Origin of the sequence: Terrabacter sp. MAHUQ-38 (genome assembly GCF_014518425.1) — a bacterium.
GTDB lineage: Bacteria > Actinomycetota > Actinomycetes > Actinomycetales > Dermatophilaceae > Terrabacter.
Genome location: NZ_JACVCU010000001.1, coordinates 284866 through 311024 on the forward strand (window position 1 = coordinate 284866; position 26159 = coordinate 311024).

Annotated in this window: 25 protein-coding genes; 12 read left to right on the top strand and 13 right to left on the bottom strand. The window is 70.3% G+C overall.

Annotation, left to right across the window (positions count from 1 at the left end; genetic code table 11):
• Nucleotides 1-443: 443 nt before the first annotated feature.
• The 6 genes from H9I49_RS01390 (at nt 444) to H9I49_RS01415 (ending at nt 5729) form a co-directional block, all read left to right on the top strand.
• Complete coding sequence (locus H9I49_RS01390) at nt 444-1448, top strand: substrate-binding domain-containing protein (protein WP_188028502.1); 1005 nt, start codon at nt 444-446, stop codon at nt 1446-1448.
• Between the two features lie 79 nt (nt 1449-1527).
• On the top strand, nt 1528-2589 hold the full coding sequence (locus H9I49_RS01395; RefSeq protein ID WP_188028504.1) for an ABC transporter permease: 1062 nt from the start codon (nt 1528-1530) through the stop codon (nt 2587-2589).
• 1 nt (nt 2590) lies between these two features.
• The gene (locus tag H9I49_RS01400) at nt 2591-3406 is read left to right on the top strand and encodes an ATP-binding cassette domain-containing protein (protein ID WP_188028506.1); all 816 of its coding nucleotides are present in this window, start codon (nt 2591-2593) and stop codon (nt 3404-3406) included.
• A gap of 13 nt (nt 3407-3419) precedes the next feature.
• Nucleotides 3420-3833: a universal stress protein gene (locus H9I49_RS01405; RefSeq protein ID WP_188028507.1), complete on the top strand. Its 414-nt coding sequence runs from the start codon at nt 3420-3422 to the stop codon at nt 3831-3833.
• Nucleotides 3834-3898: 65 nt separating this feature from the next.
• Complete coding sequence (locus tag H9I49_RS01410) at nt 3899-4639, top strand: GntR family transcriptional regulator (RefSeq protein ID WP_188028509.1); 741 nt, start codon at nt 3899-3901, stop codon at nt 4637-4639.
• A 43-nt stretch (nt 4640-4682) separates the two neighbouring features.
• On the top strand, nt 4683-5729 hold the full coding sequence (locus H9I49_RS01415; RefSeq protein WP_370587382.1) for a Gfo/Idh/MocA family protein: 1047 nt from the start codon (nt 4683-4685) through the stop codon (nt 5727-5729).
• 85 nt (nt 5730-5814) lie between these two features.
• Here the strand turns inward: H9I49_RS01415 and serS are convergent, their stop codons facing one another.
• Nucleotides 5815-7140, bottom strand: coding sequence for a serine--tRNA ligase (gene serS, locus H9I49_RS01420; protein WP_188028511.1), 1326 nt, complete (start codon nt 7138-7140; stop codon nt 5815-5817).
• 144 nt (nt 7141-7284) lie between these two features.
• Here serS and H9I49_RS01425 point away from each other — a divergent pair, with 144 nt between their 5' ends.
• Nucleotides 7285-7791 (top strand): hypothetical protein, encoded by a 507-nt coding sequence (locus H9I49_RS01425; protein ID WP_188028513.1) that lies wholly within the window; start codon nt 7285-7287, stop codon nt 7789-7791.
• A gap of 75 nt (nt 7792-7866) precedes the next feature.
• Here H9I49_RS01425 and H9I49_RS01430 read toward each other — a convergent pair whose 3' ends face one another.
• The 3 genes from H9I49_RS01430 to H9I49_RS01440 form a co-directional block, all read right to left on the bottom strand.
• Complete coding sequence (locus tag H9I49_RS01430) at nt 7867-8712, bottom strand: ABC transporter permease (protein ID WP_188028515.1); 846 nt, start codon at nt 8710-8712, stop codon at nt 7867-7869.
• Nucleotides 8709-9608, bottom strand: coding sequence for an ABC transporter ATP-binding protein (locus H9I49_RS01435; protein WP_188028517.1), 900 nt, complete (start codon nt 9606-9608; stop codon nt 8709-8711). The genes H9I49_RS01430 and H9I49_RS01435 overlap by 4 nt, the downstream gene beginning before the upstream one ends.
• Before the next feature lie 127 nt (nt 9609-9735).
• Nucleotides 9736-11235, bottom strand: a complete 1500-nt coding sequence (locus H9I49_RS01440; protein ID WP_188028519.1) for an MFS transporter — start codon at nt 11233-11235, stop codon at nt 9736-9738.
• Nucleotides 11236-11323: 88 nt separating this feature from the next.
• Here H9I49_RS01440 and H9I49_RS01445 point away from each other — a divergent pair, with 88 nt between their 5' ends.
• Nucleotides 11324-11722: a MarR family winged helix-turn-helix transcriptional regulator gene (locus tag H9I49_RS01445; protein ID WP_188028520.1), complete on the top strand. Its 399-nt coding sequence runs from the start codon at nt 11324-11326 to the stop codon at nt 11720-11722.
• A 147-nt stretch (nt 11723-11869) separates the two neighbouring features.
• Nucleotides 11870-13528 carry an ABC-F family ATP-binding cassette domain-containing protein gene (locus H9I49_RS01450; RefSeq protein ID WP_188028522.1) on the top strand — a complete coding sequence of 553 codons (1659 nt, stop codon included), beginning with the start codon at nt 11870-11872 and terminating at the stop codon, nt 13526-13528.
• A 25-nt stretch (nt 13529-13553) separates the two neighbouring features.
• Here the strand turns inward: H9I49_RS01450 and H9I49_RS01455 are convergent, their stop codons facing one another.
• From H9I49_RS01455 to H9I49_RS01470, 4 genes are all read right to left on the bottom strand, one after another.
• Entirely contained in the window at nt 13554-14891 is a 1338-nt protein-coding gene (locus tag H9I49_RS01455) for a NosD domain-containing protein (protein ID WP_188028524.1), read from the bottom strand.
• A gap of 84 nt (nt 14892-14975) precedes the next feature.
• A complete protein-coding gene (locus H9I49_RS01460) occupies nt 14976-15812 on the bottom strand; it encodes a carbohydrate ABC transporter permease (protein ID WP_188028525.1) in 837 nt (278 codons plus the stop codon).
• Entirely contained in the window at nt 15809-16741 is a 933-nt protein-coding gene (locus H9I49_RS01465; protein ID WP_188028527.1) for a carbohydrate ABC transporter permease, read from the bottom strand. The genes H9I49_RS01460 and H9I49_RS01465 overlap by 4 nt, the downstream gene beginning before the upstream one ends.
• 1 nt (nt 16742) lies before the next feature.
• Nucleotides 16743-18071, bottom strand: a complete 1329-nt coding sequence (locus H9I49_RS01470; RefSeq protein ID WP_188028528.1) for an extracellular solute-binding protein — start codon at nt 18069-18071, stop codon at nt 16743-16745.
• Nucleotides 18072-18228: 157 nt separating this feature from the next.
• Here H9I49_RS01470 and H9I49_RS01475 point away from each other — a divergent pair, with 157 nt between their 5' ends.
• Together H9I49_RS01475 and zwf are read left to right on the top strand one after the other, a co-directional pair.
• Complete coding sequence (locus tag H9I49_RS01475) at nt 18229-19317, top strand: LacI family DNA-binding transcriptional regulator (protein WP_188028530.1); 1089 nt, start codon at nt 18229-18231, stop codon at nt 19315-19317.
• 41 nt (nt 19318-19358) lie between these two features.
• Complete coding sequence (gene zwf, locus H9I49_RS01480) at nt 19359-20792, top strand: glucose-6-phosphate dehydrogenase (protein WP_188028532.1); 1434 nt, start codon at nt 19359-19361, stop codon at nt 20790-20792.
• Nucleotides 20793-20796: 4 nt separating this feature from the next.
• Here the strand turns inward: zwf and H9I49_RS01485 are convergent, their stop codons facing one another.
• The 5 genes from H9I49_RS01485 to H9I49_RS01505 all read right to left on the bottom strand — a co-directional run bounded on the left by H9I49_RS01485 (nt 20797) and on the right by H9I49_RS01505 (nt 24979).
• On the bottom strand, nt 20797-22083 hold the full coding sequence (locus tag H9I49_RS01485) for an RNA polymerase sigma factor (RefSeq protein WP_188028533.1): 1287 nt from the start codon (nt 22081-22083) through the stop codon (nt 20797-20799).
• 19 nt (nt 22084-22102) lie between these two features.
• Entirely contained in the window at nt 22103-22474 is a 372-nt protein-coding gene (locus H9I49_RS01490) for a YciI family protein (protein ID WP_188028535.1), read from the bottom strand.
• 35 nt (nt 22475-22509) lie between these two features.
• Nucleotides 22510-23223 (bottom strand): DUF998 domain-containing protein, encoded by a 714-nt coding sequence (locus H9I49_RS01495; RefSeq protein WP_188028537.1) that lies wholly within the window; start codon nt 23221-23223, stop codon nt 22510-22512.
• 155 nt (nt 23224-23378) lie between these two features.
• Nucleotides 23379-24434, bottom strand: coding sequence for a Gfo/Idh/MocA family protein (locus H9I49_RS01500; protein WP_188028538.1), 1056 nt, complete (start codon nt 24432-24434; stop codon nt 23379-23381).
• Complete coding sequence (locus H9I49_RS01505) at nt 24431-24979, bottom strand: DinB family protein (protein ID WP_188028540.1); 549 nt, start codon at nt 24977-24979, stop codon at nt 24431-24433. The genes H9I49_RS01500 and H9I49_RS01505 overlap by 4 nt, the downstream gene beginning before the upstream one ends.
• Nucleotides 24980-25049: 70 nt before the next feature.
• Here H9I49_RS01505 and H9I49_RS01510 point away from each other — a divergent pair, with 70 nt between their 5' ends.
• Nucleotides 25050-26156 carry a diacylglycerol kinase family protein gene (locus H9I49_RS01510; protein ID WP_188028542.1) on the top strand — a complete coding sequence of 369 codons (1107 nt, stop codon included), beginning with the start codon at nt 25050-25052 and terminating at the stop codon, nt 26154-26156.
• The last annotated feature ends 3 nt before the right edge of the window (nt 26157-26159 follow it).

Sequence of the window (26159 nt, forward strand, 5' to 3'; positions counted from 1 at the left end):
CTGCCGCGCCCGGGGCACTGTCAAGCAAATGTTAGGACATTATGATGTTTGCTCAATCTCTTGACATGACGAGTTGATCAGGAGCATTCTGCCATCGCTGGCACCGACGCCCGGACCCGCGGACACCGAACCGATGTCCGCCCACGACGGCGGAGCCGGCGCGAGAGACGCCGGTCACCAGCGCGCCGTCGCTCGTCGTGGTCCTGAAGCCCGGGCGAAGACCTCGCCCCACCGTCCCGCAGCTGCTTCGTCCGCGGGACCAACCAGATCTCAAGAGACGTGCCCACGGATCCCGCGGATCCCGACTGTCCGTCGACGACGTCGTCGCCGGACATCCGGCACCGCGGCCCAGCCGCAACCCCCTCGATCGACGGACCCACCGTCACAGAACGTCGCGCCACTCCGGCGACCGGGCGACCGCGACGCAACGAAAGGAATCAACGATGACTCCGACTCGGACTCGGAAGCGACTGACCGTCGTCGCCGGCCTGGCCACCGCTGCCGCCCTCGCGCTCGCCGCGTGCAGCGGCGGCGGCGCACCCGCCGCGCAGCAAGCTGCCGCAGGCTCTGGTGGCGGCGCCGGCGACAACTCCGGCTACACCGTCGCGATGATCACGCACGAGACCCCCGGTGACACCTTCTGGGACAAGATCAAGGCCGGCGCCAACCAGGCCGCGAAGAACAACGGCATCACCCTGAAGTACTCGAACGACCCGGACCCGGCGAAGCAGGCGACCCTCATCCAGAACGCCGTCGACTCGAAGGTCGACGGCATCGCCACGACGCTGGCCACGCCCGACGCCTTGGCCGGCGCCGTCAAGTCCGCCGATGACGCCGGCATCCCCGTCGTCGCCTTCAACTCCGGGATCGACCAGTACGCCCAGGTCGGCGCCAGCATGTACTTCGGGTCCGACGAGAACCTCGCCGGTGAGACCGCCGGCAAGCGCATCGCCGAGGCCGGCGGCAAGAAGGTGCTGTGCGTCATCCAGGCGGCCGGCTCGGTGGCCCTCGAGGCCCGCTGCGCCGGTGTCAAGAAGGGCGTCGCCGCCACGGAGAACATCCAGGTCAACGGCGCCGATGACCCGTCGGTCGTCTCGGCCCTGCAGGCCAAGCTCGCCCAGGACAAGTCGATCGACTACATCGTCACGCTGGGCGCGCCGATCGCGCTCGACGCCCTCAAGGCGATGGACGCGGCCAGCAGCTCGGCGAAGCTCGTCACCTTCGACCTCAACGTCGACGCCGCCCAGGCGATCAAGGACAAGAAGATCGAGTTCTCGATCGACCAGCAGCCGTACGTGCAGGGCTACCTCGCCGTCCAGGCGCTGTACCTCAACAAGAAGAACGGCAACGACATCGGCGGCGGCAAGCCCGTCCTCACGGGCCCGTCATTCGTCGACGCGTCGAACATCGACACCATCCTGCCGTTCGCGAAGAACAACACCCGCTGACCCGTCGAGGCGGCCGGCTCCCCGGGCCGGCCGCCTCATCGTCTTCCACTGACCGCACGTCAACGGATCGGAGAGGTCCATGAGTCAAACCGTCACGACGCCGCCCACGGCGCCGACCGAGGCATCGAACAGGGTCACGCTCGGCTGGTCGAACCGGCTGCTCGCGCGACCCGAGGTCGGAGCGCTCGTCGCAGCCGTCGTCATCTTCATCTTCTTCCTCGCCGTCGCACCAGCCTTCCGCTCGCCCGCGTCGTTCTTCACGGTGCTCTACCAGAGCTCCACCATCGGCATCGTCGCCGTCGCGGTCGGCATGCTCATGATCGGCGGCGAGTTCGACCTGTCGGCCGGTGTCATCGTCACCACGGCGGGCCTCGTCAACGCGATGTTCTGCTACCAGCTCGGCATCAACCTCATCGTCGGGGCCGCGCTCTCCCTCGTCTTCAGCCTCGCCATCGGCTTCCTCAACGGCTACCTGGTGGTGAGGACCGGCATACCGAGCTTCCTCATAACCCTGGGCACCTTCTTCGTGCTGCAGGGCGCCAACCTCGGCGTGACCAAGCTCGTGACCGGCTCGGTGTCGACGCCGAACATCAACCAGATGGACGGCTACAAGGCGCTCGACGCGATCTTCGCCTCGAGCTTCAAGATCGGCAGCGTCACGGTCGAGGCCACCGTGCTCTGGTGGTTCCTCTTCGTCGCGCTGTCGGCCTGGATCCTCCAGCGCACCCGGATCGGCAACTGGATCTACGCCGTCGGTGGCAACGCGGACTCGGCGCGCGCCGTCGGCGTGCCGGTGCGCGGGGTCAAGATCGGCCTCTTCATGACCGTGTCGTTCCTCGGCTGGTTCATCGGCATGCACACGCTCTACAAGTTCGACACCCTCCAGGCCGGCAACGGCATCGGCAACGAGTTCCTCTACATCATCGCGGCCGTCGTGGGTGGCACCCTGCTCACCGGCGGCTTCGGCAATGCCATCGGTGTGGCCATCGGCGCCTTCATCTTCGGCATGACCAGCCTCTGCATCGTCTACGCCGGGTGGGACCCGAACTGGTTCCGCGCCTTCCTCGGCGTCATGCTCCTGCTCGCCGTGATGGTCAACCTCTACGTCAAGAAGCTCTCGACCGCCCGAAAGGTGGGCTGACATGACTGACACCCTGGCCGAGCACGCGGACCCGCAGCTGCACTCGGGCGAGCCGCTCATCGACATGAAGAACGTCGGCAAGACCTACGGCGCGATCCGCGCCCTCAAGGGCATCAACCTGACGGTCCGGGCCGGCGAGGTGACGTGCGTCCTCGGCGACAACGGCGCCGGAAAGTCGACCCTGATCAAGATCATGGCCGGCCTGCACCCGCACAACGAGGGCACCATGAAGGTGGACGGCAAGGAGGTCTCCTTCTCGTCGCCGCGTGAGTCCCTCGACCACGGCATCGCGACCGTCTACCAGGACCTCGCGGTCGTGTCGCTCATGGAGGTGTGGCGCAACTTCTTCCTCGGCTCCGAGCTCGTCGGTGGTCGTGGACCGTTCGCGAGCCTCAAGATCGCCGACATGAAGCGCATCGCCGACGAGGAGCTGCGCAAGATGGGAGTCGTCGTCAAGGACATCGACCAGCCCATCGGCACGCTCTCCGGCGGCCAGCGCCAGTGTGTGGCGATCGCACGGGCCGTCTACTTCGGGGCGCGCGTGCTCATCCTCGACGAGCCGACGGCAGCGCTCGGCGTCAAGCAGTCCGGCGTGGTGCTCAAGTACACGGCGGCCGCGCGAGACGCCGGCCTCGGCGTCGTCTTCATCACGCACAACCCGCACCACGCGTACCTCGTCGGCAACCACTTCGTCATCCTCAAGCTCGGCCAGGCGGTGCTCGACAGGAAGCGCTCCGAGGTCGCCCTCGACGAGCTGACGAGGCAGATGGCCGGCGGGGACGAGCTCACCGAGCTCTCGCACGAGCTGCAGAAGTGAACGGGGCGAGCTCATGAGCGTCGTTGTCGCGCACCAGACCCGCAGCTCGGGCTCCTTGGCCCTCGAGGAGGCCGCCCGCCAGGCGTCCTTCCGGGGGACCGACCTCGTCGTCATCCACGTCGTCGACTCGCTCGACAACGACATCGCCGATGCCAACCGCGCCGGCATCTCCGACGCGGTGGAGAAGGCCCTGGTGTCGGCGTCGCTGCCGGACCTCGCCTGGGACGTGCGGCTCGTCGCCGGGGGCCACGACATCGGCGACGTGTCGGAGGCGATCCTCGGCGAGGTCAGCCGGCTTGCGCCGGACCTGCTCGTCATCGGGGCGCGCCGCCGCTCCCCCGTCGGGAAGGCGTTCCTCGGCAGCGTCGCGCAGAACATCATCCTCGACGCGGACGCCCCGGTGCTCGTCGTCAAGAGTCCGAGGTGATGACGCGAGCGTGTCATGACATGACCACATCCTCGCAAGCTCGCACTTTGTCCTAGTCTGCCGACATGGCAAAGCCCGTCGACGTCCGCATCAACCGCGAGACGCCCGTCCCGCTGTACCACCAGCTGGCCGAGCAGCTGAGCGCGGCGATCGCCGGTGGCGAGCTGCAGCCGGGCGACGCCTTCGAGAACGAGGTAGCCATGGCGGACCGTCTCGGGCTCTCCCGCCCGACGGTCCGCCGGGCGATCCAGGAGCTTGTCGCGCAGGGTCTGCTGCTGCGACGGCGCGGGCTCGGAACGACCGTCGCGGGTCGCCAGATCCACCGCCGGGCCGAGCTGACGAGCCTCTACGACGACCTGCGCCGCGAGGGCTCCGGCGACCCGCGCACCGAGGTGCTGACGCACGAGCTGACGACCGACGAGGTGGCCGCGACCGCCCTCGGGCTACCGGCGGAGACCCCGCTGCTCAAGCTCGTGCGGCTGCGCCTCGACGGTGACCGCCCCCTCGCGATCCTGCGCAACTGGCTCCCGCCCGCATACTCCGACATCACCCGCACCGAGCTCGAGAACGACGGCCTCTACGCCCTCCTCCGCGCCCGGGGTGGCAAACCGGTCGTCGCACACCAGCGCATCGGCGCCCGCCAGCCGTCGGCGTCCGAGCGCAAGCACCTGGGGCTCACCCCGTCCCAGCCGGTCCTCACGATGACGCGCACGGCTTTCGACGCCGTGGGCGGACCCGTCGAGTACGGGGACCACTGCTACCGCGCCCAGGACTACTCGATCGAGGTCATGCTCGACGAGCGGTGACCCGGCGGGCGCGCCACCGCCCACGACCCCGACAAGGTATGCCGTGTCCCCCGTCCCGCTGCTCGCTTCCCTCCCCGCCCCGCGCCGGCCCCCGGCCGACTCCGTGCCCAGCCTGCGCTGGGGCGTGCTCGGCACCGGCTGGATCGCGACGCGGTTCGTCGCCTCGCTCCAGGCGTCGACGACGCAGCGGGTCGTCGCCGTCGGGTCGCGGACCGTCGAGTCTGCGCGGGCCTTCGCGGCCGCCAACCGCATCGAACGGGCGCACGGGAGTGCCGCAGCCCTCGTGGACGACCCCGATGTCGACGTCGTCTACGTCGCGACCCCGCACCACCTGCACCGCGACGGGGCCCTGCTCGCGGCCCGGGGCGGCAAGCACGTCCTGGTCGAAAAGCCGATCGGCCTCGATGCGACTGAGGCGCAGGAGATCTCGTCCACCGCAGCCACCGCCGGGGTCTTCTGCATGGAGGCGATGTGGTCGCTCTTCCTGCCCCGGTTCGACGTCGTGCGCCAGGTGCTGGACCTCGGGATGCTCGGCGACGTGCGCACGGTCCTGGCCGACCACGGGGAGCACTTCGAGCCGCCGCACCGGATCCTCGACCCGGCGATGGCGGGCGGGTCGCTGCTCGACCTCGGCACCTACGTCACGACCCTGGCCACGTGGGCGCTCGGCCCGGCGACGTCGGTCCACGCGACCGGCGAGATGACGCCCAGCGGTGTCAACGGCCAGGCCGCGATGGTGCTGACCCACGCCGGCCACGCGACGAGCGTGCTCCACACGACCCTGCTCACGCGTACGCCGACGTCCGCCACGATCGCCGGCAGGGCTGCGAGCCTGACCCTGCCCGGCCCGTTCTTCCAGCCGGGCGACGTCGTCGTCACCTCGGCCGACGGCTCACGCACGGTGGCGTGGACCGATCCCGAGCCGATCGGTCACGGCGCGCTCTTCCACTCGGCGCTCGAGGTCGCCCGGTGCGTGGGCGCCGGCGAGCTCACCTCACCCCTGCACCCACCCTCCGCCGTACAGGCCAACATGCGCGCCCTCGACGAGGTCACGAGACAACTCGGCATCACCTACCGAACCGCTGGTTGACCCGGCACCCTCCGCGGATCGATGTATCCGCGCGGGCCAGAGGCCGCGCAGATACATCGGATGCCGGAGAGGCTGCGCCGAGTCGTCAGGTGAGGGGCTTGAGGACGTCGAGGCCGAGGAAGGGGCGCAGGGCCTCGGGGACCACGACCGAGCCGTCGGCCTGCTGGTGGTTCTCGAGGATCGCGACGAGCCAGCGCGTCGTGCCGAGGGTGCCGTTGAGCGTCGCCACCGCACGCGTGCCCGACCCGTTCGGGTCTCGCTCGCGCGTGTTCAGGCGCCGAGCCTGGAACGTCGTGCAGTTCGACGTCGACGTCAGCTCGCGGTACTTGCCCTGCGTCGGCACCCACGCCTCGCAGTCGAACTTGCGAGCAGCCGGGCCGCCCAGGTCACCCGCGGCGGTGTCGATGATGCGGTACGGCACCTCGATCTTCCCGAGCATCTCGCGCTCCCAGCCGAGCAGGCGCTGGTGCTCGGCCTCGGCGTCCTCGGGCCTGCAGTAGCTGAACATCTCCACCTTGTGGAACTGGTGCACCCGGATGATGCCGCGGGTGTCCTTGCCGTGCGACCCTGCCTCGCGGCGGTAGCAGGCCGACCACCCGGCATACCTCTTGGGGCCGCTCGTGAGGTCGATGATCTCGTCGGCGTGGTAGCCGGCGAGGGCGACCTCCGACGTGCCGGTGAGGTAGAGGTCGTCGGCCGCCAGGTGGTAGACCTCCTCGGCGTGCGCGTCCATGAAGCCGGCGCCGACCATGACCTCGGGCCGCGCCAGCGTCGGAGTGATCATCGGCGTGAAACCGGCCGCGGTCGCCTGCGCCATCGCCATGTTGAGCAGCGCGAGCTCGAGCATCGCGCCGACCCCGGTCAGGTAGTAGAACCGCGCGCCGCCGACCTTGGCACCGCGCTCCATGTCGATCGCGCCGAGCTTCTCGCCGAGCGCGAGGTGGTCGAGCGGCTCGAAGCCCTCGGCCGCGAAGTCCCTTGGCGCCCCGACGGTCTCGAGCACGACGTAGTCGTCCTCACCGCCGGTCGGCACGCCGTCCATGATGACGTTGCCGACGCGCCGCAGCAGCGTCTCGAGCTCGGCGCCGGCCTCGTCGGCCGTCGACTCGAGCGCCTTGACCTGGTCGCTCAGCGTCGCGGCCCTCGAGCGCGCCACGTGCGCGGCCTTCTCGAGCTCTTCGGCGTCGGCGGCACCGGCCTTCTTCGCCTTCTGGAACGCGCCCATCGCGGCACCGACCGACTTGCTGACGGTCTTCTGCTCGGCACGCAGCGCCTCGAACTCACCGAGGGACGATCGACGGCGCTCGTCGGCGGCGAGGATCGCGTCCACGATCCCCGGGTCCTCTCCACGGGCCTGTTGCGAGGCGCGGACCCGGTCGGGTTCGTCGCGCACGAGCTTGATGTCGATCACGCGGGCCAGCCTATCGGCGCCCTCAGTCCCCCACGACCGCGTATCGCCGCTCACGCACCGGGACCTTCGCCACTGGTCGAGGACCTAGGAGGAGCACACGCTTGCATCGAGGTTCCCTGTCCACTCAGATCCAAGGAGGACGTCATGGGAGGTCTCGCAGTTCGACACAGGGGGGCCCGAGGAGGCCCGGTCCACTCCGATCCCGCGACGGGTCTCCTGCCGCAGGTCGGACGTTTCGTCTGGCACTACGTCCAGATGTGCATGGTGATGTGCGCGGGGGCGTTCGGACTCAGCGTGCTGTTCTTCGGCATCGCAGCGCTGCTCGGCTACACCGACCTCGCTCAGCGGGCACCCGTGCTGACGACGCTGGTCATCGCGGTCAACCTCTCCGTGCCGATGGCCGCGTGGATGCGGTTCATGGGCATGGCCTGGGGTCCGACGCTGGAGATGTCGGGAGCCACGATGGCTGCGGGACTGCTGCTCATCGTGGCGTACCTGCTCGACCTGGTCGCCAAGAGCGACCTGATCCCGCTGCAGACCGGCCTGCTCGCCTGCCCGCTGATGCTGGCGGTCATGCTGGTCCGCTTCCCGCTCTATTCGAGTGCTCACACACACCACCGCGCGCGCGGTGCTGCGCACGTCGCCCACTGACGGCAGCGGCTCCCGTGGCGCAGGGATGCCGCCCACCTCGTTCGGTGGGCGGCATCCCTGTGTCCTGCTGTGCGGCTACTTGACCTCGGCGCGGGTGAGGCGCCAGATGCCGACCGCGAGCGGTGCGATGACCCACACGGCGACCGAGGTGCCGAGGTGCGCCCACTGCTCGCCGGTCAGCGAGCCCTCGAAGAGGGGCTGCATCGTCTGGTTCATGTCGAGCCAGGTGGCGGCATCGCGCAGCCAGGAGACCATCGAGGCGAGGATCGACCAAGCGGTCGGCAGGACGAAGTAGACGACGACCGCCGCCGGCGTGTTCTTGAAGAGCATGCCGAAGCCGACGCCCTGGGCGATTCCGAGCAGCACGTAGCCACCCGCGCCGAGGAGTGCGAGGGCGTCGATCGACCAGTCGCCCGTGATGCCGCGGAAGGTGATGGCCGACTGGTGCGCGATGCCGGCGAGCACGAGGGAGAGCGCGAAGGCGCAGACCCCGACGGAGAGCGCTGCGAGCGTCTTGGCCCAGGCGACCCGGATGCGGCGCGGCTCGAGGCCGAACGTGACCAGGCCGGTGCGCTGGCTCCACTCGGCGGTGACGGCGAGGATGCCGACGACCGGGAGGATGAGCGCCATCGGCATCGTCGTGGCCTGGAGGTACTCGCCGAACGCGTGCTCGCCGCCTTCGTTGAAGAACATGATCGTCAGCGCGACCGCGATGATCGCGCCGATGCCGATGAGCAGCCAGCGGCCGGCCCTCGTGTCGAGCATCTTGCGCAGCTCGACGTGGATGAGGCGCGTGAACGGCACCCCGGTCGTGGGCCGCGGACCGGCGATGCGCGACGGCACCTTGGCCACCGTCGGCAGGGCCGACTCTGCGGTCGGGGACACCTGTGCGGCAACGGGACTCGTGGTCGTGGCGGTCATGCCGCCACCTCCTCTCGGGCGGCGTCGGCCGTGAGGTCGAGGAACATCTCCTCGAGACCCCGGCTGCCGCCGCCGCGCAGCTCGGTCAGGACGATCTGGTGGGCCGCGGCCACCCGGCCGACAGCGATGGGTTCGGCGTCGACCTGCAGGCCGCCGGTCGGCGTTCGGTGTGCGACGACCGACTCGGCCGCGAGCGCCGCCAGGAGGGCGTCGTCGTCGGTCGAGCGGGTGTACGTGCCGGCTCCCGCGAGCAGCTCGTCCTTCGTGCCCTCGGCGACGATCCGGCCGTGACCGATGACGATGATCTCGTCGGCGACGCGCTCGATCTCGTTGAGCAGGTGCGAGCTGAGCAGCACCGTGCCTCCCTCGTTCGCGTAGCCGCGCAGCAGGTCGCGCATCCAGCGGATGCCGGCCGGGTCGAGGCCGTTGGCCGGCTCGTCGAGGATGAGCACCTCGGGGTCGCCGAGGAGCGCGTGGGCGATGCCGAGGCGCTGGCGCATGCCGAGGGAGTAGTTGCGGACCCGACGGTTCGCCTCCTTCTCGGTCAGGCCGACGAGCTCGACCATCTCGTCGACCCGGTGCTTGCCGACACCCATGAGCAGGGCCCCGAGCGTCAGCACCTCACGACCGGTGCGACCGGCGTGCTGCGCCGAGGCGTCGAGGAGGAGACCCACGTGGCGGCCCGGGTTCGGCAGGGCGGCATACGGCTTGCCGAGCACCGTGGCCCGGCCCGCGCTCGCGGGGGTGAGGCCGGCCATGACGCGCATCGCGGTCGTCTTGCCGGCACCGTTCGGCCCGAGGAAGCCGGTGACCAGACCCGGCTTGACCTCGAACGAGACGTCGTCGACGGCCGTGAAGGGGCCGTAGCGCTTGGTGAGTCGTTCAACTGTGATCATGGGCTCAACCTTCCCGGTGCGCGGGCAGCCGCGGCCATGGGGTGCAGTCCTGACTCGACCCTGAGCCGACCCCGAGACGGTGCGGGACGCGACCCTGAGACGCCCCCACGGCCCCGGGGTTGTGCGCTCAGTCGAGGGCGACGAGGCGCGGGCGGCGGCCGCGGTAGAGCATGAGCGCCGAGAGGAGGACCCCGACGACGGTGAGGCCGACGATGACCTGCAGGCCGGCGTGCAGCCCGACGAGCGCCCCTGCCGCGCCGCGCTGCCCGGCGTGGCTGCCGAGGACTGCCGTGACGACGGCCATCATGATCGCGCCGCCGACCTGTACGGAGGTGTTGACCAGGCCAGAGGCCAGGCCCTGCTCGTCGTCTGCGACGCCGGCGGTGGCCTGGGCGTTGATCGACGGGAACGCGACGGCGAAGCCGACCCCGAGGAGCAGCATCGTCGGCAGGAGGACGGCGGCGTACGACAGGTCGAGGCCCACGCGGAAGAAGAGGACGTAGGCCGCGAAGAACGCGGCGAGCCCCGTCGCGATGAGCACCTCCGTGCGGACGACGGCGAGCAGCTTGTCGACGTGGAGCGAGCTGGCCGCGACGAGCACGCCGGCGGGAAGGAACGCGAGGGCCATCGACAGCGGCGACCAGCCGAGCGTGTCCTGGAGGAAGAGGGTCACGAGGAACTGGAATGCCGCGTAGCAGCCGAACATGACGGCCCCGGCGACGTTCGCGTGGACCAGCGACGGCGAGCGGAGGATGCCCAGTCGCACGAGCGGTGCGGGGTGGCGCAGCTCGGTGACGACGAACGCCGCGAGCAGGGCCAGGGCGACGGCGGCCGAGCCGAGCGTCGTCGCACTGGCCCATCCCCGCCCGGGCGCCTCCACGACGGTGAAGACGGTGAGCAGGAGGGCGCCGGTCACCGTGACGGCGCCGACGAGGTCGAAGTCGCGCAGCCGGAAGGAGGGCACGGCGGCACGCGGGACGACGCGCCAGGCGACGGCTGCGATCGCGAGGGCCACCGGACCGGGCAGCAGGAACGTTGCCCTCCAGCCGAGCTCGGTGAGCACGCCACCGAAGACCAGCCCGAGCGAGAAGCCGCTCGCGCCGGAGACTGTGTAGATCGACAGTGCACGGTTGCGGGCGGCCCCCTCGGCGAACGTCGTCGTGATGATGGACAGTCCGGCGGGAACCGTGAACGCGGCGGCCACGCCCTTCACGAAGCGCAGGGCGATGATCGCGAGGTCGTTGCTCAGCACGGCCGTCACGACGGAGGCGACGCCGAAGACGACGACGGCCGCGAGGAAGACCCGGCGCCGGCCGAGCAGGTCGGCCGCACGACCGCCGAGCAGGAGCAGGCCGCCGTAGCCGAGGACGTAACCGCTGACGATCCACTGGAGCGCCGTCGGGTCCATCCCGAGGTCGCCGCCGATGGAGGGGAGCGCGACACCGACCATGGAGATGTCGAGGGCGTCGAGGAAGAGCGCGCCGCAGAGGACGAGGAGCAGGGCCCAGGTGCGACCGGTCCAGCCACGGGCGTCGTTGATGAGCGGGTGGTTGGTCACGTGGTTGGTGTGAGCGGCCGTGGCGGCCGTGGTGTCCGGACGTCGAGAGGTCTCGAGGTGGGAGGTCATGTCGACCACTATGCATGCGCATACATTCAATGCACAAGCAAATTTTGCAGAAACATCTTATGCATGTGCTTGTGATACGATCCGGGGCATGGCCCGGCCCACCGATGACGCCCTCGCCGCGGCCTGGCACGACCTCATGGGTCGCTACCAGCGCCTGACGTGCACGCTCGACCGCGAGCTCGGCGCTGCCCACGACCTCAGCGCCAGCGAGTTCGAGGTGCTCCAGCAGCTCTATGCCACACCCGAGGGCAAGCTCAAGATGGCCCAGCTCGGCGAGCGTGCCCATCTCAGCCAGAGCGCGCTCTCCCGGCTCGTCTCCCGACTCGACGCCGCGGGCCTCGTGACCCGCGCCGCGTGCGCCGACGACCGCCGCTCCGTCTTCGCCGAGATCACCACGTCGGGCCGCACCCGCTACGAGGAGGCGAAGCCGACGCAGCGGCGGATCCTCCGCGAGGGTGCGTCCGACTGTCCGGCCATCCTCGCCTGACCCGACGGCGGGCCGAAAACGGGTGGACGGCCTGGCGCCCGACGCATACGGTCTCGTCTCGTGTGGATCTCCTGATGCCCTCGTGCTCGCCCGCCGGCCCGACGCCTGACGTCGCCGGCGGGGCCCTGCCGACCATCAAGGACCCCGATGTCATCCACCCTCACCATCACCGACCTCGCCGTCGCCTTCGGCGCGCGCACCCTCTTCGCGGGCCTCGACCTCACGCTCTCCGACGGGGACGTGACGGCCGTGGTCGGGCCGAACGGGTCGGGCAAGTCGACCCTCATGCGCACGATCGTCGGCGAGCTGCCCGTCGATGCGGGCACCATCCGCCTCGCCCCGCGTGACGCGACGGTCGCGTGGCTGCCGCAGGTGCTGCCCGACCCCGAGGAGACCCTGCTCGCGTACGCGCGGCGCCGCACCGGCGTCGTCGCGGCCGACGTGGAGCTCGAATGCGCCTCTGCTGCAATAGCTTCGGGAGAGCCGCACAGCGACGAGCGGTACGCCACCGCGCTGGAGCGCTGGTTGGCACTCGGCGCGGCAGACCTCGACGAGCGACTGCCCGAGGTCGCGGCGCACGTCGGCCTCGACGTCGACGGCACGCGACCGCTCGGCACTCTCTCGGGCGGCCAGGCGGCCCGGGCCTGCCTCGTCGCCGTGCTGCTCAGCCAGTACGACGTGCTCCTCCTCGACGAGCCGACGAACAACCTCGACGGCCGCGGGCTCGACCTCATGGCCGACTTCGTGCGCGGACACGACGGCCCGGTGCTCATCGCCAGCCACGACCGCACCTTCCTCGACGCCGTGACGACGAACGTCGTCGAGCTCGACGTGAGGCAGCAGCGGATCGCTCACTACACGGGCGGCTGGAGCGACTACGTCGCCCAGCGTGAGCTCGCTCGCTCCCAGGCGTGGGATGCGTACGAGGGGTATGCCGCCGAGCGCGACTCGCTGCTCGCACAGTCCCGGCAGCGCCACGACTGGGCGGACAAGGGCCGCCGCAACGTCGCCACGGGTGGCGAGCCCGACAAGCACATCCGGGAGAAGCACCGGGCTCGGGCCGACCGCCAGGCCGCCAAGGGCGCCCGCCTCGAGCGGGCCGCCGGGCGCCTCGACGCCGTAGACCAGCCCCGCAAGGAGTGGCAGCTGCGGTACACGATCACGGAGGGCCGGCCCTCGGCCGACGTCGTCGCGACGCTAGCCGACGCCGTCGTCGAGCGGCACGGGTTCCGGCTCGGCCCAGTCGCGCTCCTCATCGGTCGCGGCGATCGCGTCGCCATCGTCGGCGACAACGGCAGCGGCAAGACGACCCTGCTGGCGGCGCTGCTCGGTGACCTGCCGCTGGCGTCCGGCCGGCAGTCCCTCGGGACCCGAGTATCGGTCGGCGTCATCGACCAGGGGCGGCACCTGCTCGACGACGACGCCAGGGTGCTCGAGGTCGTCCACCGGGAGCTGGGCCACGATCCGAGGACCGGCCAGGAGTGGCGGATCGCCGACGTCCGCACCCTCCTCGCGAAGTTCGGCCTGGGCGCCGAGCACGTGGCACGGCCGGCGCGCAGCCTCTCCATGGGCGAGCGCACGCGTGCGCTCATGGCGCTCTTCCAGGGCCGCGAGGTCAACGTCCTCGTGCTCGACGAACCGACCAACCACCTCGACGTCGACGCGATCGAGCAGCTCGAGGCCGCCCTGGCGGCCTTCGGTGGGACTGTGCTCGTCGTCAGCCACGACGAGCAGCTGCTGGGCGGCATACGCCTGACCCACCGCTGGCACGTCGCCGACGGCCGCGTGGACGTCGAGGTGCTGTGACCGGGTCAGCCAGCGCTGGTGCCACCTAGAGACCAACCGTGGGGGTGGCCCTGAAGGCGTTGACAGCCCGGTCCGCGACGACTTGGGCATCACTTCCGGAATCCAGGATCGTGTTCCGAGCCGATTCGGGGTTGACCATGACAGTCGTCACGGCAAGGTCGGACGTGGCCTGCGTCGTCAACAGAGCGTCCACCTGAGCCGAAAAACATGAGTCGCTTGTCTTGGAGGGCACGTCGAGCGCCACGACATGGTTGTTGGAGACAAAGTTGCCAGACCCCGTCACCAGCCGGATGGTGACGGGCGTGGCGCCCGTCGGCCGGACTCCTCGCGAGTCGATGACCTGCGAGAAGTGGTTGCCGACGACAGAGTTGTTGCTGCCGCCGACAGAGAGAAGGCCCTCGAGGTCGTCCACTCCGTTGTCGACACCCAGAAAGGGCGTCCAGGGCTCGTCGTCGCGCAAGAAGTGATTGGTGGCAACGAGGTTCTCTGCGCTGTCCCCCTCGAGGATGAGCATCCCGGGGTAGAAGGAGTGCAGACGGTTGTTCGTGACGCTCGAGCGCGTGACTCCCCGCAGATGGACGCTGCTCGCCCCACGAGGAAAGACGTTGTTCGCGGTGATGAGCAGACCGCCATGGTTCTCGGCATAGATCGAGTGACCCCTGAAGCCCGCTCCGACCAGGTTGTCGGTGATCTTGCAGGCCTGCCCCCACCCGCGCAGCTGCACACAGCTGCCGCACTCAGCGATGAAGTTGTCGTGGACCGAGAGAGCGTCCGCGTTGTAGACCGTGAGGGCGTTCTCGAGGTAGACGAAACCCATCCCCGTCACCCGGAACGAGTCGTTGGAGCTCGCGACGTGGATACCCGTCTTGCCGTTGACGTAGGTGTTCTCCGGGTGCGTTCCTGAACCATCGGGCTCGAAGTGCATCCCGTCGATGCAGAAGTCGGAGAACTCGACGGAGCTGATCCGCGGGGCACCGCTGCGTTCGACGCGGAAGGCCGCTGCGCATTCCTCCTCGGCTCCGTCGACGGGAATGTCGACGAGGATGCGGCTGCCTCCGGGCCACAGCTCGTGCAGGTCCGGCCATTCATCCTCGGGGACGTTGAACCGGATGCTCGACGACGCAAAACCGTGTCCCGAGCCAGAAATCTTGAGATGGCTGATGTCGACCAGCACCTGCGTGCGCAGGTGGTAGTCCCCAGGCGGGATGTAGATCACCGCGCCGGGCTTTCCGCCACCATTGGCGTCGGTGACGTTCTGCCGTTCCTTGATGTCGGCGATGATGCTGTTGATCACTGCACCGACGTCCTCGAACGGGTCGCCGACGGGCCACGTCGTGACGTCGTAGTGGTTCTTGCCCGACACTTTCTTCCCTTCTCTGCCGCGGGGAGCACTTCCCCGGGCCCGTGCGATGTGGCGGTCTCAGCCGAGCGCGTACACGGCGCCTGCTCAGCCCTTGACGGCCCCCAGGGTCAGGCCGGCGACGATGCGGCGCTGGAGGAACAGCGTGAGGACGACGACGGGCACCGAGTAGAGGCAGGCCAGGGCGGTCATCGGGCCCCACTGGAGACCGAACTGCGTCTGGAAGTTCGCGATGACGATCGGGGTCGTCTGGCCGCGGGTCGCGGTGAGCAGCAGGGCGAAGAGGAACTCGTTCCACGAGGCGAGGAAGGCGAAGATCGCCGTCACGGCCACACCGCCCGACACGACCGGCATGATCACCGACCAGAGCGCGCGCAGCCGACCGCAGCCGTCGACGCGCGCCGCCTCCTCGAGCTCGCCCGGCACGGACTCGAAGAAGCTGCAGAGCAGCCAGATCGACAGCGGCAGGGAGATCGTCGCGTGGGCGAGCCCGAGGCCGGTCGGGGTGTCGCGCAACCCGAGGGCGTTCGCCATCGCGACGATCGGGATGCCGATCGCCACGGGCGGCACCATCCGGGTCACGAGTGTCGCGGACATGAAGACCCGCCCCGCGCGGCTCGCGAACCGCGTGATGCCGTAGGCCGCCGGCACGCCGAGGCCGATCGAGAGCGCCGTGCTGATCAGCGCGGTGCTCAGCGAGTTGACGAACGACGCGACCACGCCGGGCGCCTGGAGCGCGGCAGTGTAGTTCTGCAGGCTCCACGCCCGGGGCAGGACCGCGGGTGGGATGGCGATGGCGTCCGACGGCGTCTTGAACGACGTGAGCACGAGGTAGACGAAGGGGAAGCCGAAGAGCGCGACGACGACGACCAGGGCCACCCACAGCGCCGCGACGGTCGAGCGCTTCTGTCCGACGCCTCTCATCGCTGCTCACCTCCCGGGCTCCAGATGGTGCGCGTCGCGACGACGGCCACGACGAACAGGACGACGAGGTAGACGATGCTCATCGCCGCGGCCCGGCCGGGCTCACCGAAGCGGACCATGGTCTGGTAGATGAGCAGGCTCAGGGTCTGCGACGCCGACTGCGGCCCGCCGCCGGTCTGGATGAGGATCACGTCGAAGGCCCGGGCCGCGTCGACGCCCCGGACGATGAGCGCCACGGCGATGACCGGGCGCAACATCGGCAGGATGACGCGGACGAGCATCGTGCGGGCTCCGGCACCGTCGAGACGGGCTGCCTCGAGGACGTCGCCCGGGATGTTCTGCAGACCGGCGAAGAGCACGAGCGTCATGAAGGAGGTCGTGAGCCAGATGTCGGGGATCGCGACGGAGAAGAGCACGATGTCGGGGTCGCTCAACCAGCCGATCGCGTTGGAGTCACTGAGGACCCTGACCTGCGAGAGGAGCTGCCCGACGATGCCGAAGTTGTCGATGAGCAGGAACCGCCAGAGCAGTCCGGCCACGACCGGCGCGATCATGAGCGGGTAGAGGAAGATCGTGCGGAACACCCGTGAGCGCTGGCCGAGGGCGTTGAACAGCAGTGCCGTGGCAAGGCCGAGCACGAACTCGCACGTCACGACGAAGACCGTGTAGACGACCGTGCGCAAGGCCGCCGCACGGAAGTCCGCGGAACCGAGGACGTCGGCGAAGTTGCCGAGCCCGACGAACTCGCTCGTCCCGGCGAGCGGTTGGGTGTCGAAGAGGCTGTCCCAGCCGAGCTTGACGACGGGCCAGGCGACGAAAGCCGAGAGGAACAGAGCCGCCGGCACCATGAGGAGCAGGGCGAAGCGTCGGTCGCTCACGGGTCGACGCAGGCGGGGTGCGGGCGATGGTGCCGGCGCGCTCGTGGTCATCTCAGGACACCAGGGACTCGATCTGACCCTTGGCCGCGGAGAGCAGCTGGGCGTAGTCGGCGCCCGGCACCAGCGACTTCTGCAGCATGGGCACGAGTGCCGTGTCGACGATCTGCTGCCACTTCGGCGTGGTCGGCCGCGCCTTCGTGGCGGGACCGTCGAGGGTGGCGGTCAGCGCGGCGAAGTGCTCGTATCCGGGCTTGCCGGCGTACTCGGCGAAGGCTGACTTGCGGGCGGCGAGACCGAGCGAGGACTTGATGCTGAGGGCATTGTTGTCATAGGCGAACTGGACGAACTTCGTTGCCTGCTCGGCCTTTCCACCCGACTTGGGCACCGAGAGGTACCACGGGCCGGGGACGCCACCGACGCCGGCAGCGCCGCCGATCATCGGGGCCGCGCCGACCTTGCCGTGGATCGGTGAGTCGGTCGGGATGAGCGGGAAGGCGTGCGCCCAGAAGCGCATCATCGCCGTCTTGCCCTGGTTGAAGAGGTTCTGCGCGCCACCCCAGTCGACCTGCGCGGCACCAGGAGGCGCGACCTTGAGGGTGTTGTTGAGGTTGCTGTAGAAGGTCAGGGCCTTCAGGTGCTCGGGGCTGTCGATGATGACCTTGCCTGACGGGTCGAGCACGAGGCCCTTGGCACCGGCCTGGCCGACGTGCGCGAGCCATTCCGTCTCGACGGCGCCCTTGACGTCGGTGCCGTAGAGCGCCGTGCCCCGGGTGAAGAAGACGGCCGCGTCCTGGAACTGCTGCCACGTCGTGGGCGGGGCGAGCGGGTAGCCGTACTTCTTCTCGAAGGCCGCCTTCTCCTTCGCGTCCTCGAAGAGGTCCTTGCGGTAGAAGAGGATCTCGGCGTTGGTCCACACGGGCATCCCGACGTAGGCCCCGTTGATCTGGGCGCCGCTGACCAGCGAGTCGAAGAGGTCACCCTTGACGGCGTCGGTGAAGAGGGCGTCGAGCGGGGCCAGCGCACCGGCGAAGGTCGGCAGCCACACGGCGTCGAGTGCCGCGACGTCGAAGGAGACCGAACCGGCCGACAGCTCGGTCTGGAGCCGGTTGAACAGACCGTCGTAAGGCAGCTCGACGAGGTCGACCTTGGTGCCGGTCTGCTGGGTGAACAGGGCGGCGACCTTCTCGAGCTCCGCCTTGCCGCCGGCCTCGACGAGGACGGAGATGGAGCCGGATGCGCCGGTGCCGGCGCCGCCGGTGCTCGCGGGGGCCGGGCCGCCTGCCGCGCACGACGCGAGCGCGGCGGTGGCCCCGGTGAGACCGGCGAGCTGGAGGAAGGATCGCCGGGACCAGCCGGGCGTCGCTGGTGATTGCGGGTTCATGGTGCCTCCACGGGGGACTGGTGTGGCAGCGGGACCGTGGTCTGCAGGGGGACCTTCGCGGCTCCGTTGCCCGTTAACTCGTGTTAACGAGCCGTAGTTAACTCGTGTTATTGTCACGTGTCAACAGGCATCTCCAGAACGTGGAACGGTGACGTCCATGCCCAGAAGCGAGTCCCCCACCCCGGTCACCGCGCGCCCCGCCGGTGCCCCGGCCCCCCGTCGGCCGCGCCAGCGCGACGTCGCCGAGCTGGCCGGTGTGTCGCGCACGACGGTGTCGCTCGTGCTCAACGACGTCGAAGGCGTGGCCATCCCGGAGGAGACGAGACAACGGGTCTGGGACGCCGCCGCCCAGCTCGGCTTCCAGCCCGACGCACTCGCGCGCAGCCTGCGCGGCGCGCACAGCAACATCATCGGCCTCGTCACGAGCGAGATCGCCACGACGCCGTATGCCGTCGCCATCATCAAGGGAGCCCAGGACGCCGCCTTCGAGCGCGGCCAGACGCTCCTCGTCATCGACACGGAGGGCGAGCAGGCCGCTGCCGCCGACGCCGTCGCGCGGCTGCGCCAGTGGCGCGCCGACGGGCTGATTCTCGCGGCCGACTACCACCGCCGGGTCGAGCTCCCGCCGGGTCTCGGCGACCTGCCCGCCGTCCTCGTCCACTGCTTCGCCGATGTCGACGGATCCGGTGCCGGGGACCGGCCACCCCTGCCGACCGTCCTGCCCGACGAGGAGCAGGGCGGACGGTTGGCCACCCAGACGCTCCTCGACGCCGGCCACCGACGCATCGCGTTCGTCAACGGACCCGACGGGTTCCCCGCCTCGACCGGCCGCCTGAAGGGGTACCGGGAGGCGCTCGAGACGGCCGGCGTCGCCTACGACGCGGACCTGGTCCGTCGCGGCGACTGGTGGCAGGGTTCGGCCTCACGGCACGCGACCGACCTCATGGGTCTGGACGACCCACCGACCGCGATCTTCTGCGGCAACGACTGGATGGCGATGGGTGCCTACGACAGCCTGCGTGAGCTCGGGCTGTCGATCCCCCGCGACGTCAGCGTCATCGGCTTCGACAACCGCGTCGAGATCGCCGACCACATGCGGCCCCGCCTCAGCACGGTCGCGCTTCCCTACCGGGCCATGGGCCACGAGGCCGTCGGCATGCTGCTCGACGGCGAGCAGCCCGCCGAGCCGGTGCTCCTCGAGTGCCCCCTCGTGACGCGCGACTCCATCGCGCCCCCTCGCGCCTGACGCCACTTCCCGCCACCGGCGATCTAGGCCACGCTGGGCACATGACGGCCACGACAGTTGTCCTCTTCGGCGCGACCGGTGACCTCGCGAAGCGCAAGCTGCTTCCCGGCATGCTGCACCTCCACGAGTCGCAGCTGCTCGACGGGCTGCGCATCGTGGCGACGAGCCTCGACGAGCTGACCCGCGAGGAGTTCCTTGACCTCACCTTCGCCGCGGTGCGTGAGCACTCTACCCACGACGTCACCGACGTCGACCTGAAGGAGTTCGCCGAACGCATCCACTGGGTGCCGGGAAGTGCTGGGCCGCAAGGTATTCGGGCCGCCGTCGATGAGTCGGAGCAGATCCTCGGGCCGGAGGCCACGCGTCTGCACTACCTCTCCGTGCCGCCGAAGGCCGCCCTTGCGGTCGTCCACCAGCTCGCCGAGGCCGGCCTCGTCGAGCGCAGCCGGATCATCATGGAGAAGCCCTTCGGCACCGATCTCGCGAGCGCCCGCACGCTCAACGCCGAGCTGCACCAGGTCTTTCGCGAGGAGCAGATCTTCCGCATCGACCACTTCCTCGGCAAGGAGGCGGCCCAGAACATCCTCGCGTTCCGCTTCGCCAACGGCCTGTTCGAGCCGATCTGGCACCGCAACCACATCGACCACATCCAGATCGACGTGCCCGAGACGCTCGGCCTCGCGCAGCGTGCCGACTTCTACGAAGGCACCGGCGCCTACCGCGACATGGTCGTCACGCACCTCTTCCAGGTGCTCGCCTTCACGGCCATGGAGCCGCCGACGGCCCTCGAGCCGAACGCCATCAGTGAGGAGAAGAACAAGGTCTTCCGCTCGATGGCCCCGATCGAGCCGCACGACGTCGTGCGCGGCCAGTACGTCGGCTACCGGGACGTGCCCGGTGTGAAGTCCGACAGCCAGACCGAGACGTTCGTGGCGCTCAAGTGCTTCGTCGACAACTGGCGATGGGCCGGGGTGCCGTTCTTCCTCCGCACCGGCAAGCAGATGGCCGAGGGTGCCCGTATCATCTCCATCGCCTTCAAGGAGCCGCCGCGCTCGATGTTCCCGCCCGGCTCTGGCGTCGGCGACAACGGCCCCGACCACCTGACGTTCGACCTCGCCGACAAGTCGCGGATGTCGTTGTCGTTCTACGGCAAGCGCCCCGGCCCCGGCATGAAGCTCGACAAGCTGTCGATGCAGTTCTCCATGGGCGAGACCAACTGGGCCGGAGCCGTGCTCGAGGCGTACGAGCGGCTCATCTACGACGCGGCCCGCGGCGACCGCACCCTCTTCACCTCCGCCGAGGGCATCGAGCGCCTCTGGGAGATCTCGCAGCCGCTGCTCGACAACCCGCCCATCGTGCGCCCTTATGACCCCGGAACCTGGGGGCCCAACCAGATCCACCAGCTCGTCGCGCCGTTCACGTGGCGGCTGCCCTTCGAGCGCCGCTGGCGCGACCCCAACATCAGCGGCGCCTGACTCCTCACACGTGGCGGCGTGCCGCGGCCGCTCGTGACGTGAAGATCGCCCACTCGGCATCGCTGCGCGTCAGGGTCGCGGCGCGTTCGAAGGCCTCCGCCGCCTCCGTATGCCGTCCGGCGCGCTCCAGCAGGTCTGCCCGCACCGCATGCAGGTGCGGGTAGTCGGTGAGCCGGCCCGACGCGGCCACGCGTTCGACGACCTCGAGCCCCGCCTCGGGACCGCGCGTGAACCCCACGGCGACAGCGCGGTTCAGCTCGACGACAGGTGACGGCCAGATGCTCGCGAGGACGGCATAGAGGTCGGAGATGCGCACCCACTCGGTGTCCTCCGCCCGCAGGGCGCGGGCATGGCAGGCGGCGATGCCGGCCTGCACGGCATACGGGCCGAGCGGCCTGCCGGACGCCTCGGCGCGTGCGAGCGACGCGAGGCCGCGACGGACGAGGAGCCGGTCCCAGCGGCGCCGGTCCTGGTCGGGCAGGAGCACGGGCTGCCCGTCTTGCCCGATGCGCGCCGGCAGTCGCGAGGCCTGCAGCTCCATGAGTGCGAGGAGCCCGTGGACCTCCGGCTCGTCGGGCACGAGTCCCACGAGCACGCGCCCCAGCCGCATCGCCTCCTGGCACAGCGCGGGCCGCACCCACTCGCCGCCGGACGTCGCGGCATACCCCTCGTTGAAGACGAGATAGACGACCTCGAGCACCGATGCGAGACGGTCGGAGAGCTGCTCGGGCGGCGGCAGCTCGAAGCGGACCTCCTTGTCGGTCAACGCCTTCTTGGCCCTCACGATGCGCTGCGCCATGGTGGGCTCGGGCACGAGAAAGGCCCGCGCGATCTCGTCGGTCGAGAGCCCGCCGAGGCACCTGAGCGTCAGGGCGACGCGCGACTCGAGCGAGAGGGCCGGGTGGCAGGCGGTGAAGACGAGACGCAGCAGGTCGTCGCCGACGTGGTCGTCGAGCGCGTCGACGTGGCGGTCGCTGTCGACGCCGGGCTCGTCCTCGAGGACGTCGCGCGCGAGCACGGCCACCTTCCGCTCGAAGGTGGCCGTGCGGCGGTGCGCGTCGATGGCCCGGCGCTTCGCGGTGGTCATGAGCCATCCGCCCGGGTTGGGCGGGATGCCCGAGACGGGCCACTGCTCGAGGGCCACGACCAGCGCCTCCTGGGCGAGGTCCTCGGCGAGCCCGACGTCACCGGTCACACGCGCCAGGCCCGCGATGAGTCGCCCGGACTCGATGCGCCAGACGGCGTCGACTGCACGCCTGGCCGCGCCCTCGTCAGAGTAGGTGCCGGTCACGCCTCGACCCTACGGCGGGTCACCGGGGTGGCGAGAAGTCCTCGGGACCCATGACCTTCAGGACCTCGCACTCGCCCTCCCACCCCGGCCACAGGTCGGCGTTCAGCTTCATGAACCGCGAGGTCCACTCGATGGCCTCCTCCTTGGAGCGCACCTCGTAGATGGCGTAGGAGATGTACTCCTTGGCCTCCGCGAAGGGCCCGTCCATGACGGACAGCTCGCCATCTGCGACGGTCACGCGGGCACCGGCTGCGCTCGGGGCGAGCCCACCGTTGTCGAGCAGCGCACCCGACGCCGTGGCCTCGGCGCCGAGGTCCATGATCGCGGCCATCAGGCCCTCTGGTGGTGGTCCGGCGGGCTGGGTGCCCTTGAGGACGACGATGTAGCGCATCGGGGTCTCCTTCTCTCGTCAGGGGATCGGCGTGTTCAGTCGGTGAGCGACCGGTACAGGTGGATGGCGACGACGGCGATCCACGCGAAGACGAGGACGACGGCCGCGGTGAACAGCAGGTTGGCCGCGACGCTCCCGCCGCCCGACGCGACGCAGAGGAAGCCGCCGAGGAAGACCACACCGGTGGCGCGTGAGAACACGGTAAGCCGACGGTTGCCCTCGGCGGAGAACCGGCGCGCGAGCACGAAGCAGGCCGCGGCGATCGCGGTGAAGCCGACGCCGGCCGCAGCGAAGTGCGCGACGCCGTGGGCCGTCACCTCGCCGACGCCCTCCGGCGCACCGATCGGGAAGCCGAGCGCCGGGTCGGCGCGGAAGACGCCTGCCGCGACGAGGCTCGCCGCGAAGACTGCGGTGAGACGCGGCGCCCAGCGCGCGCCGCGTGCGCCGCGTGCGCCGGCGAGCGCCCGGCGCAGCCCGACGGCGAACGCGACCAGCATGAGGCCGGTCAGCACGAAGTTGGTGACCTGGACCCAGCCGAGGTCGCCGTTCTCGAGCAGGCTCCACTGGTGGCGGGTCAGGTCGAATCCCTCGCGGGTCAGGGCCTGCACGAGCGTGGTGACGACGTAGAACGGGCCGGCGACGGCTCCCCAGCCGAGGAGGGACCTCGTGACGTGGAAGGGCGTCCAGCCGTCCTCGCAGGAGACGCTGCCGGTCGGGCTGTCGGTGGTGGGGTTCGGGACGGTGGTCATCGTCGTGCTCCTCGGTGCGTGGCCGCGACCTCGTGCCGCGTGCCCTCACCCCCTCCACGAACGGCGCGGACCCCGATCGACATCGGCGCGAAGACTTTCCTTCCCGACGGATGCGGGCGAAAGTGCCCACTCGACTCAGTGCGCGGGTCGGCGGGTCACTCGCCGGGGTAGACGACCCCCACCTGGCGACGGACCTCGTCCATCGTCTCCATGACCCGCAGCGTCGTCGCGTGCGGCATGATCGGCGACTCACGCTCACCCGCGACGAGGCACCGGGCGAACTCGGCCGCCTCGTAGGAGAAGCCGCGCACGTCGTCGGCGAGACCGCCGGGGCGCTCGTCGATGACCTCGCCGACACGGTTGACGAGCCGGATCGTCGACCCGGGCGCGTAGAACGTGCCGGACAGCTCGAGCCGGGCCTCGGTGCCTGCGACGACGGCCGAGCAGGGCGTGACGGCGGCCATGGTGCACGACAGCACGCCGTGGGCGCCCGAGCCTCCGGTGACGGTGATCGTCGTCGTGGCGTCGACGCCGAGGTCGGTCAGGCCGCCGACCGCCGACACCGATGCCGGCGCCCCGAGCACCAGGTCGGCGAACGACACGGGGTAGACGCCGAGGTCGAGCAGCGCCCCACCTGCGAGCTCGGGCTGCGAGAGCCGAGCGGGGCCACCGGGGTAGAGGCGCTGGCCGTGGTCGGCGAAGACGGTGACGAGGTCACCGATGAGGCCCGTCTCGACGACGTGCCGCACGACGTCGTAGTGCGGCAGGAAACGGCTCCACATCGCCTCGACGACGAGCAGGTTGCGGGACTCGGCGGCCGCGAGCACCTCCCGGGCCTCGGCGGCGCTACGCGTGAAGGCCTTCTCGACGAGCACCGGCTTGCCCGCCTCGAGGGCGAGCAGCGCGTGGTTGCGGTGCTCGGAGTGCGGTGAGGCGACGTAGACCGCGTCGACGTCGGGGTCGGCCACGAGCTCCTCGTAGCTGCCGTACGCCCGGCCGATCTCGAACTCGTCGGCGAAGTCCTGCGCGCGCTCGCGGCTGCGCGACCCGACGGCGACGACCGACGAGGCCGTGCCCACGGCGACGGCGTCGGCGAAGGTGTGCGCGATACCGCCCGGGCCGAGGACCCCCCAGCGGATCGCGGGCGCGTCGTGCGGGTCGGGGGTGCGCGGCTCGGGCAGCTGGAGCTGGACGTCGATCGGAAGGGTCATGCGTTCACGTCCCAGAGGTGGTGTCGGATGTCGTGGACGAAGTACAGCGCGAGCGTGCGGGCCGTGAACGGGGAGCCGTTGCTGCGCAGGGCCGGCCATTCCCACTGCGCTCCGGACGGGCGGCCGTATGCCGTGGCCGCAGTCTCGAAGGCACCCGTGACCTCACGCTCGATGGCCTCGGGGTCGGAGCGCCAGTACTGCTTCTCCTGCGCGGTCGCGTCCTGGTCCCAGTTGGCGAAGCGGACGACCTCGCCGCCACCTGCCAGGACCTGGTCGAGGCGGCCCGTCATGACGTCGCACACGTCGCGGACGTGGCAGGCGTACTCGAGCGTCGACCAGACGCCCTGCGCCGGACGGGTCCGCACGTCGTCGCGTCGGAGGGCGGCGGCATACCGCTCGCCGGCGTCGCGAAGAATCGCGGGGACGTCGGCGGTGTCGGTGGCGGCGGCGTCGAACCCGCAGTCGGGGCACGGCCGCGTCAGCACCCAGGTCCAGTCGGCGTCGTCGGGGTTCGACGGCCCGGGGTCTCGGAAGGGCTCACTCATGCGCCCAGCCTAGGGCCGCGGCAGCCGGCGATTCGGGGACGCTCCCGTGTGGGCGATACCGTATGTCATCGTGCTCACGGACTACCTGCCATGGATCATCGCCGGCGTCGTGGTGCTGGCGCTGGTCGTCGGGTGGTTCGTCCTGGGCCGCGTGGCACCGGAGGCCACCGCCGGCCTGCGGCTGCGCCGGCCCCGCCCACCGCGCGACCACTTCCGCACCGGCGAGGACATTCGGGCCCCGGTCAAGCGCGCGGGCATCGTCGTCAACCCGACGAAGTTCGCCGACCTGCCCGACCTGCGTCAGCGAGTCACGTCGACGTGCCTCGCCAACGGCTGGGGCGAGCCGATGTTCTACGAGACGACCGTCGAGGACCCCGGCCAGGGCCAGGCGGCGCAGGCGGTGCGCGACGGTGCCGACATCGTGTGCAGCCTCGGCGGCGACGGCACGGTGCGCAACGTCGCGAGCGCCCTCGTCGGCACCGAGACGCCCCTCGGCATCCTGCCCGCCGGCACGGGCAACCTGCTCGCCCGCAACCTCGACCTTCCCGTCGCGCTCGAGACCGCCGTCACGGTCGCGCTGACGGGGCGCAACCGGCGCATCGACGTCGGCGAGCTCGTCGTGGGCGCTGCCCCGATGGACGACGCACCCGACGAGTCCGGATCCCCGGAGACGCATTACTTCCTCGTCATGAGCGGCCTCGGGATGGACGCGCAGATCATGGCGGGCACCAACGAGAACCTCAAGGCGAAGGTCGGTTGGCCGGCATACATGCTCTCGGGCCTGAAGCACCTCGTCTCGCCCGAGTTCCGCATCTCCGTCAAGGTCGACGACGAGCTCGAGTTCCGCCGGCGCGCGCGGATGGTCATCATCGGCAACTGCGGCCGGCTGCTCGGCGGGCTGGTGCTGATGCCCAACGCCCGGGTCGACGACGGCCGGCTCGACGCGGTCATCGCCTCACCCAAGGGTGTTGTCGGTTGGGTCCCGGTGGCGACGCGCGTCGCGACGCGGCAGCGCAAGGGGCACCCGACCCTCGACCACAAGGTGGTCCAGCAGGTCCGCGTGCGCACCGACCGGCCGTTGCCCGTGCAGATCGACGGCGACGTCGTCGGCGAGGCCACGGAGGTCAGCGCGACCGTGCTCCCGGCCAGCCTGACGGTGCGGGTCAGCCAGACCTGACCG

Coding starts and splice junctions, on each gene's coding strand:
- H9I49_RS01390 (WP_188028502.1), top strand. CDS start 444: ATGACTCCGACTCGGACTCGGAAGCGACTGACCGTCGTCGCCGGCCTG.
- H9I49_RS01395 (WP_188028504.1), top strand. CDS start 1,528: ATGAGTCAAACCGTCACGACGCCGCCCACGGCGCCGACCGAGGCATCG.
- H9I49_RS01400 (WP_188028506.1), top strand. CDS start 2,591: ATGACTGACACCCTGGCCGAGCACGCGGACCCGCAGCTGCACTCGGGC.
- H9I49_RS01405 (WP_188028507.1), top strand. CDS start 3,420: ATGAGCGTCGTTGTCGCGCACCAGACCCGCAGCTCGGGCTCCTTGGCC.
- H9I49_RS01410 (WP_188028509.1), top strand. CDS start 3,899: ATGGCAAAGCCCGTCGACGTCCGCATCAACCGCGAGACGCCCGTCCCG.
- H9I49_RS01425 (WP_188028513.1), top strand. CDS start 7,285: ATGGGAGGTCTCGCAGTTCGACACAGGGGGGCCCGAGGAGGCCCGGTC.
- H9I49_RS01430 (WP_188028515.1), bottom strand. CDS start 8,712: ATGACCGCCACGACCACGAGTCCCGTTGCCGCACAGGTGTCCCCGACC.
- H9I49_RS01435 (WP_188028517.1), bottom strand. CDS start 9,608: ATGATCACAGTTGAACGACTCACCAAGCGCTACGGCCCCTTCACGGCC.
- H9I49_RS01440 (WP_188028519.1), bottom strand. CDS start 11,235: ATGACCTCCCACCTCGAGACCTCTCGACGTCCGGACACCACGGCCGCC.
- H9I49_RS01445 (WP_188028520.1), top strand. CDS start 11,324: ATGGCCCGGCCCACCGATGACGCCCTCGCCGCGGCCTGGCACGACCTC.
- H9I49_RS01450 (WP_188028522.1), top strand. CDS start 11,870: ATGTCATCCACCCTCACCATCACCGACCTCGCCGTCGCCTTCGGCGCG.
- H9I49_RS01460 (WP_188028525.1), bottom strand. CDS start 15,812: ATGAGAGGCGTCGGACAGAAGCGCTCGACCGTCGCGGCGCTGTGGGTG.
- H9I49_RS01465 (WP_188028527.1), bottom strand. CDS start 16,741: ATGACCACGAGCGCGCCGGCACCATCGCCCGCACCCCGCCTGCGTCGA.
- H9I49_RS01470 (WP_188028528.1), bottom strand. CDS start 18,071: ATGAACCCGCAATCACCAGCGACGCCCGGCTGGTCCCGGCGATCCTTC.
- H9I49_RS01475 (WP_188028530.1), top strand. CDS start 18,229: ATGCCCAGAAGCGAGTCCCCCACCCCGGTCACCGCGCGCCCCGCCGGT.
- zwf (WP_188028532.1), top strand. CDS start 19,359: ATGACGGCCACGACAGTTGTCCTCTTCGGCGCGACCGGTGACCTCGCG.
- H9I49_RS01490 (WP_188028535.1), bottom strand. CDS start 22,474: ATGCGCTACATCGTCGTCCTCAAGGGCACCCAGCCCGCCGGACCACCA.
- H9I49_RS01495 (WP_188028537.1), bottom strand. CDS start 23,223: ATGACCACCGTCCCGAACCCCACCACCGACAGCCCGACCGGCAGCGTC.
- H9I49_RS01500 (WP_188028538.1), bottom strand. CDS start 24,434: ATGACCCTTCCGATCGACGTCCAGCTCCAGCTGCCCGAGCCGCGCACC.
- H9I49_RS01505 (WP_188028540.1), bottom strand. CDS start 24,979: ATGAGTGAGCCCTTCCGAGACCCCGGGCCGTCGAACCCCGACGACGCC.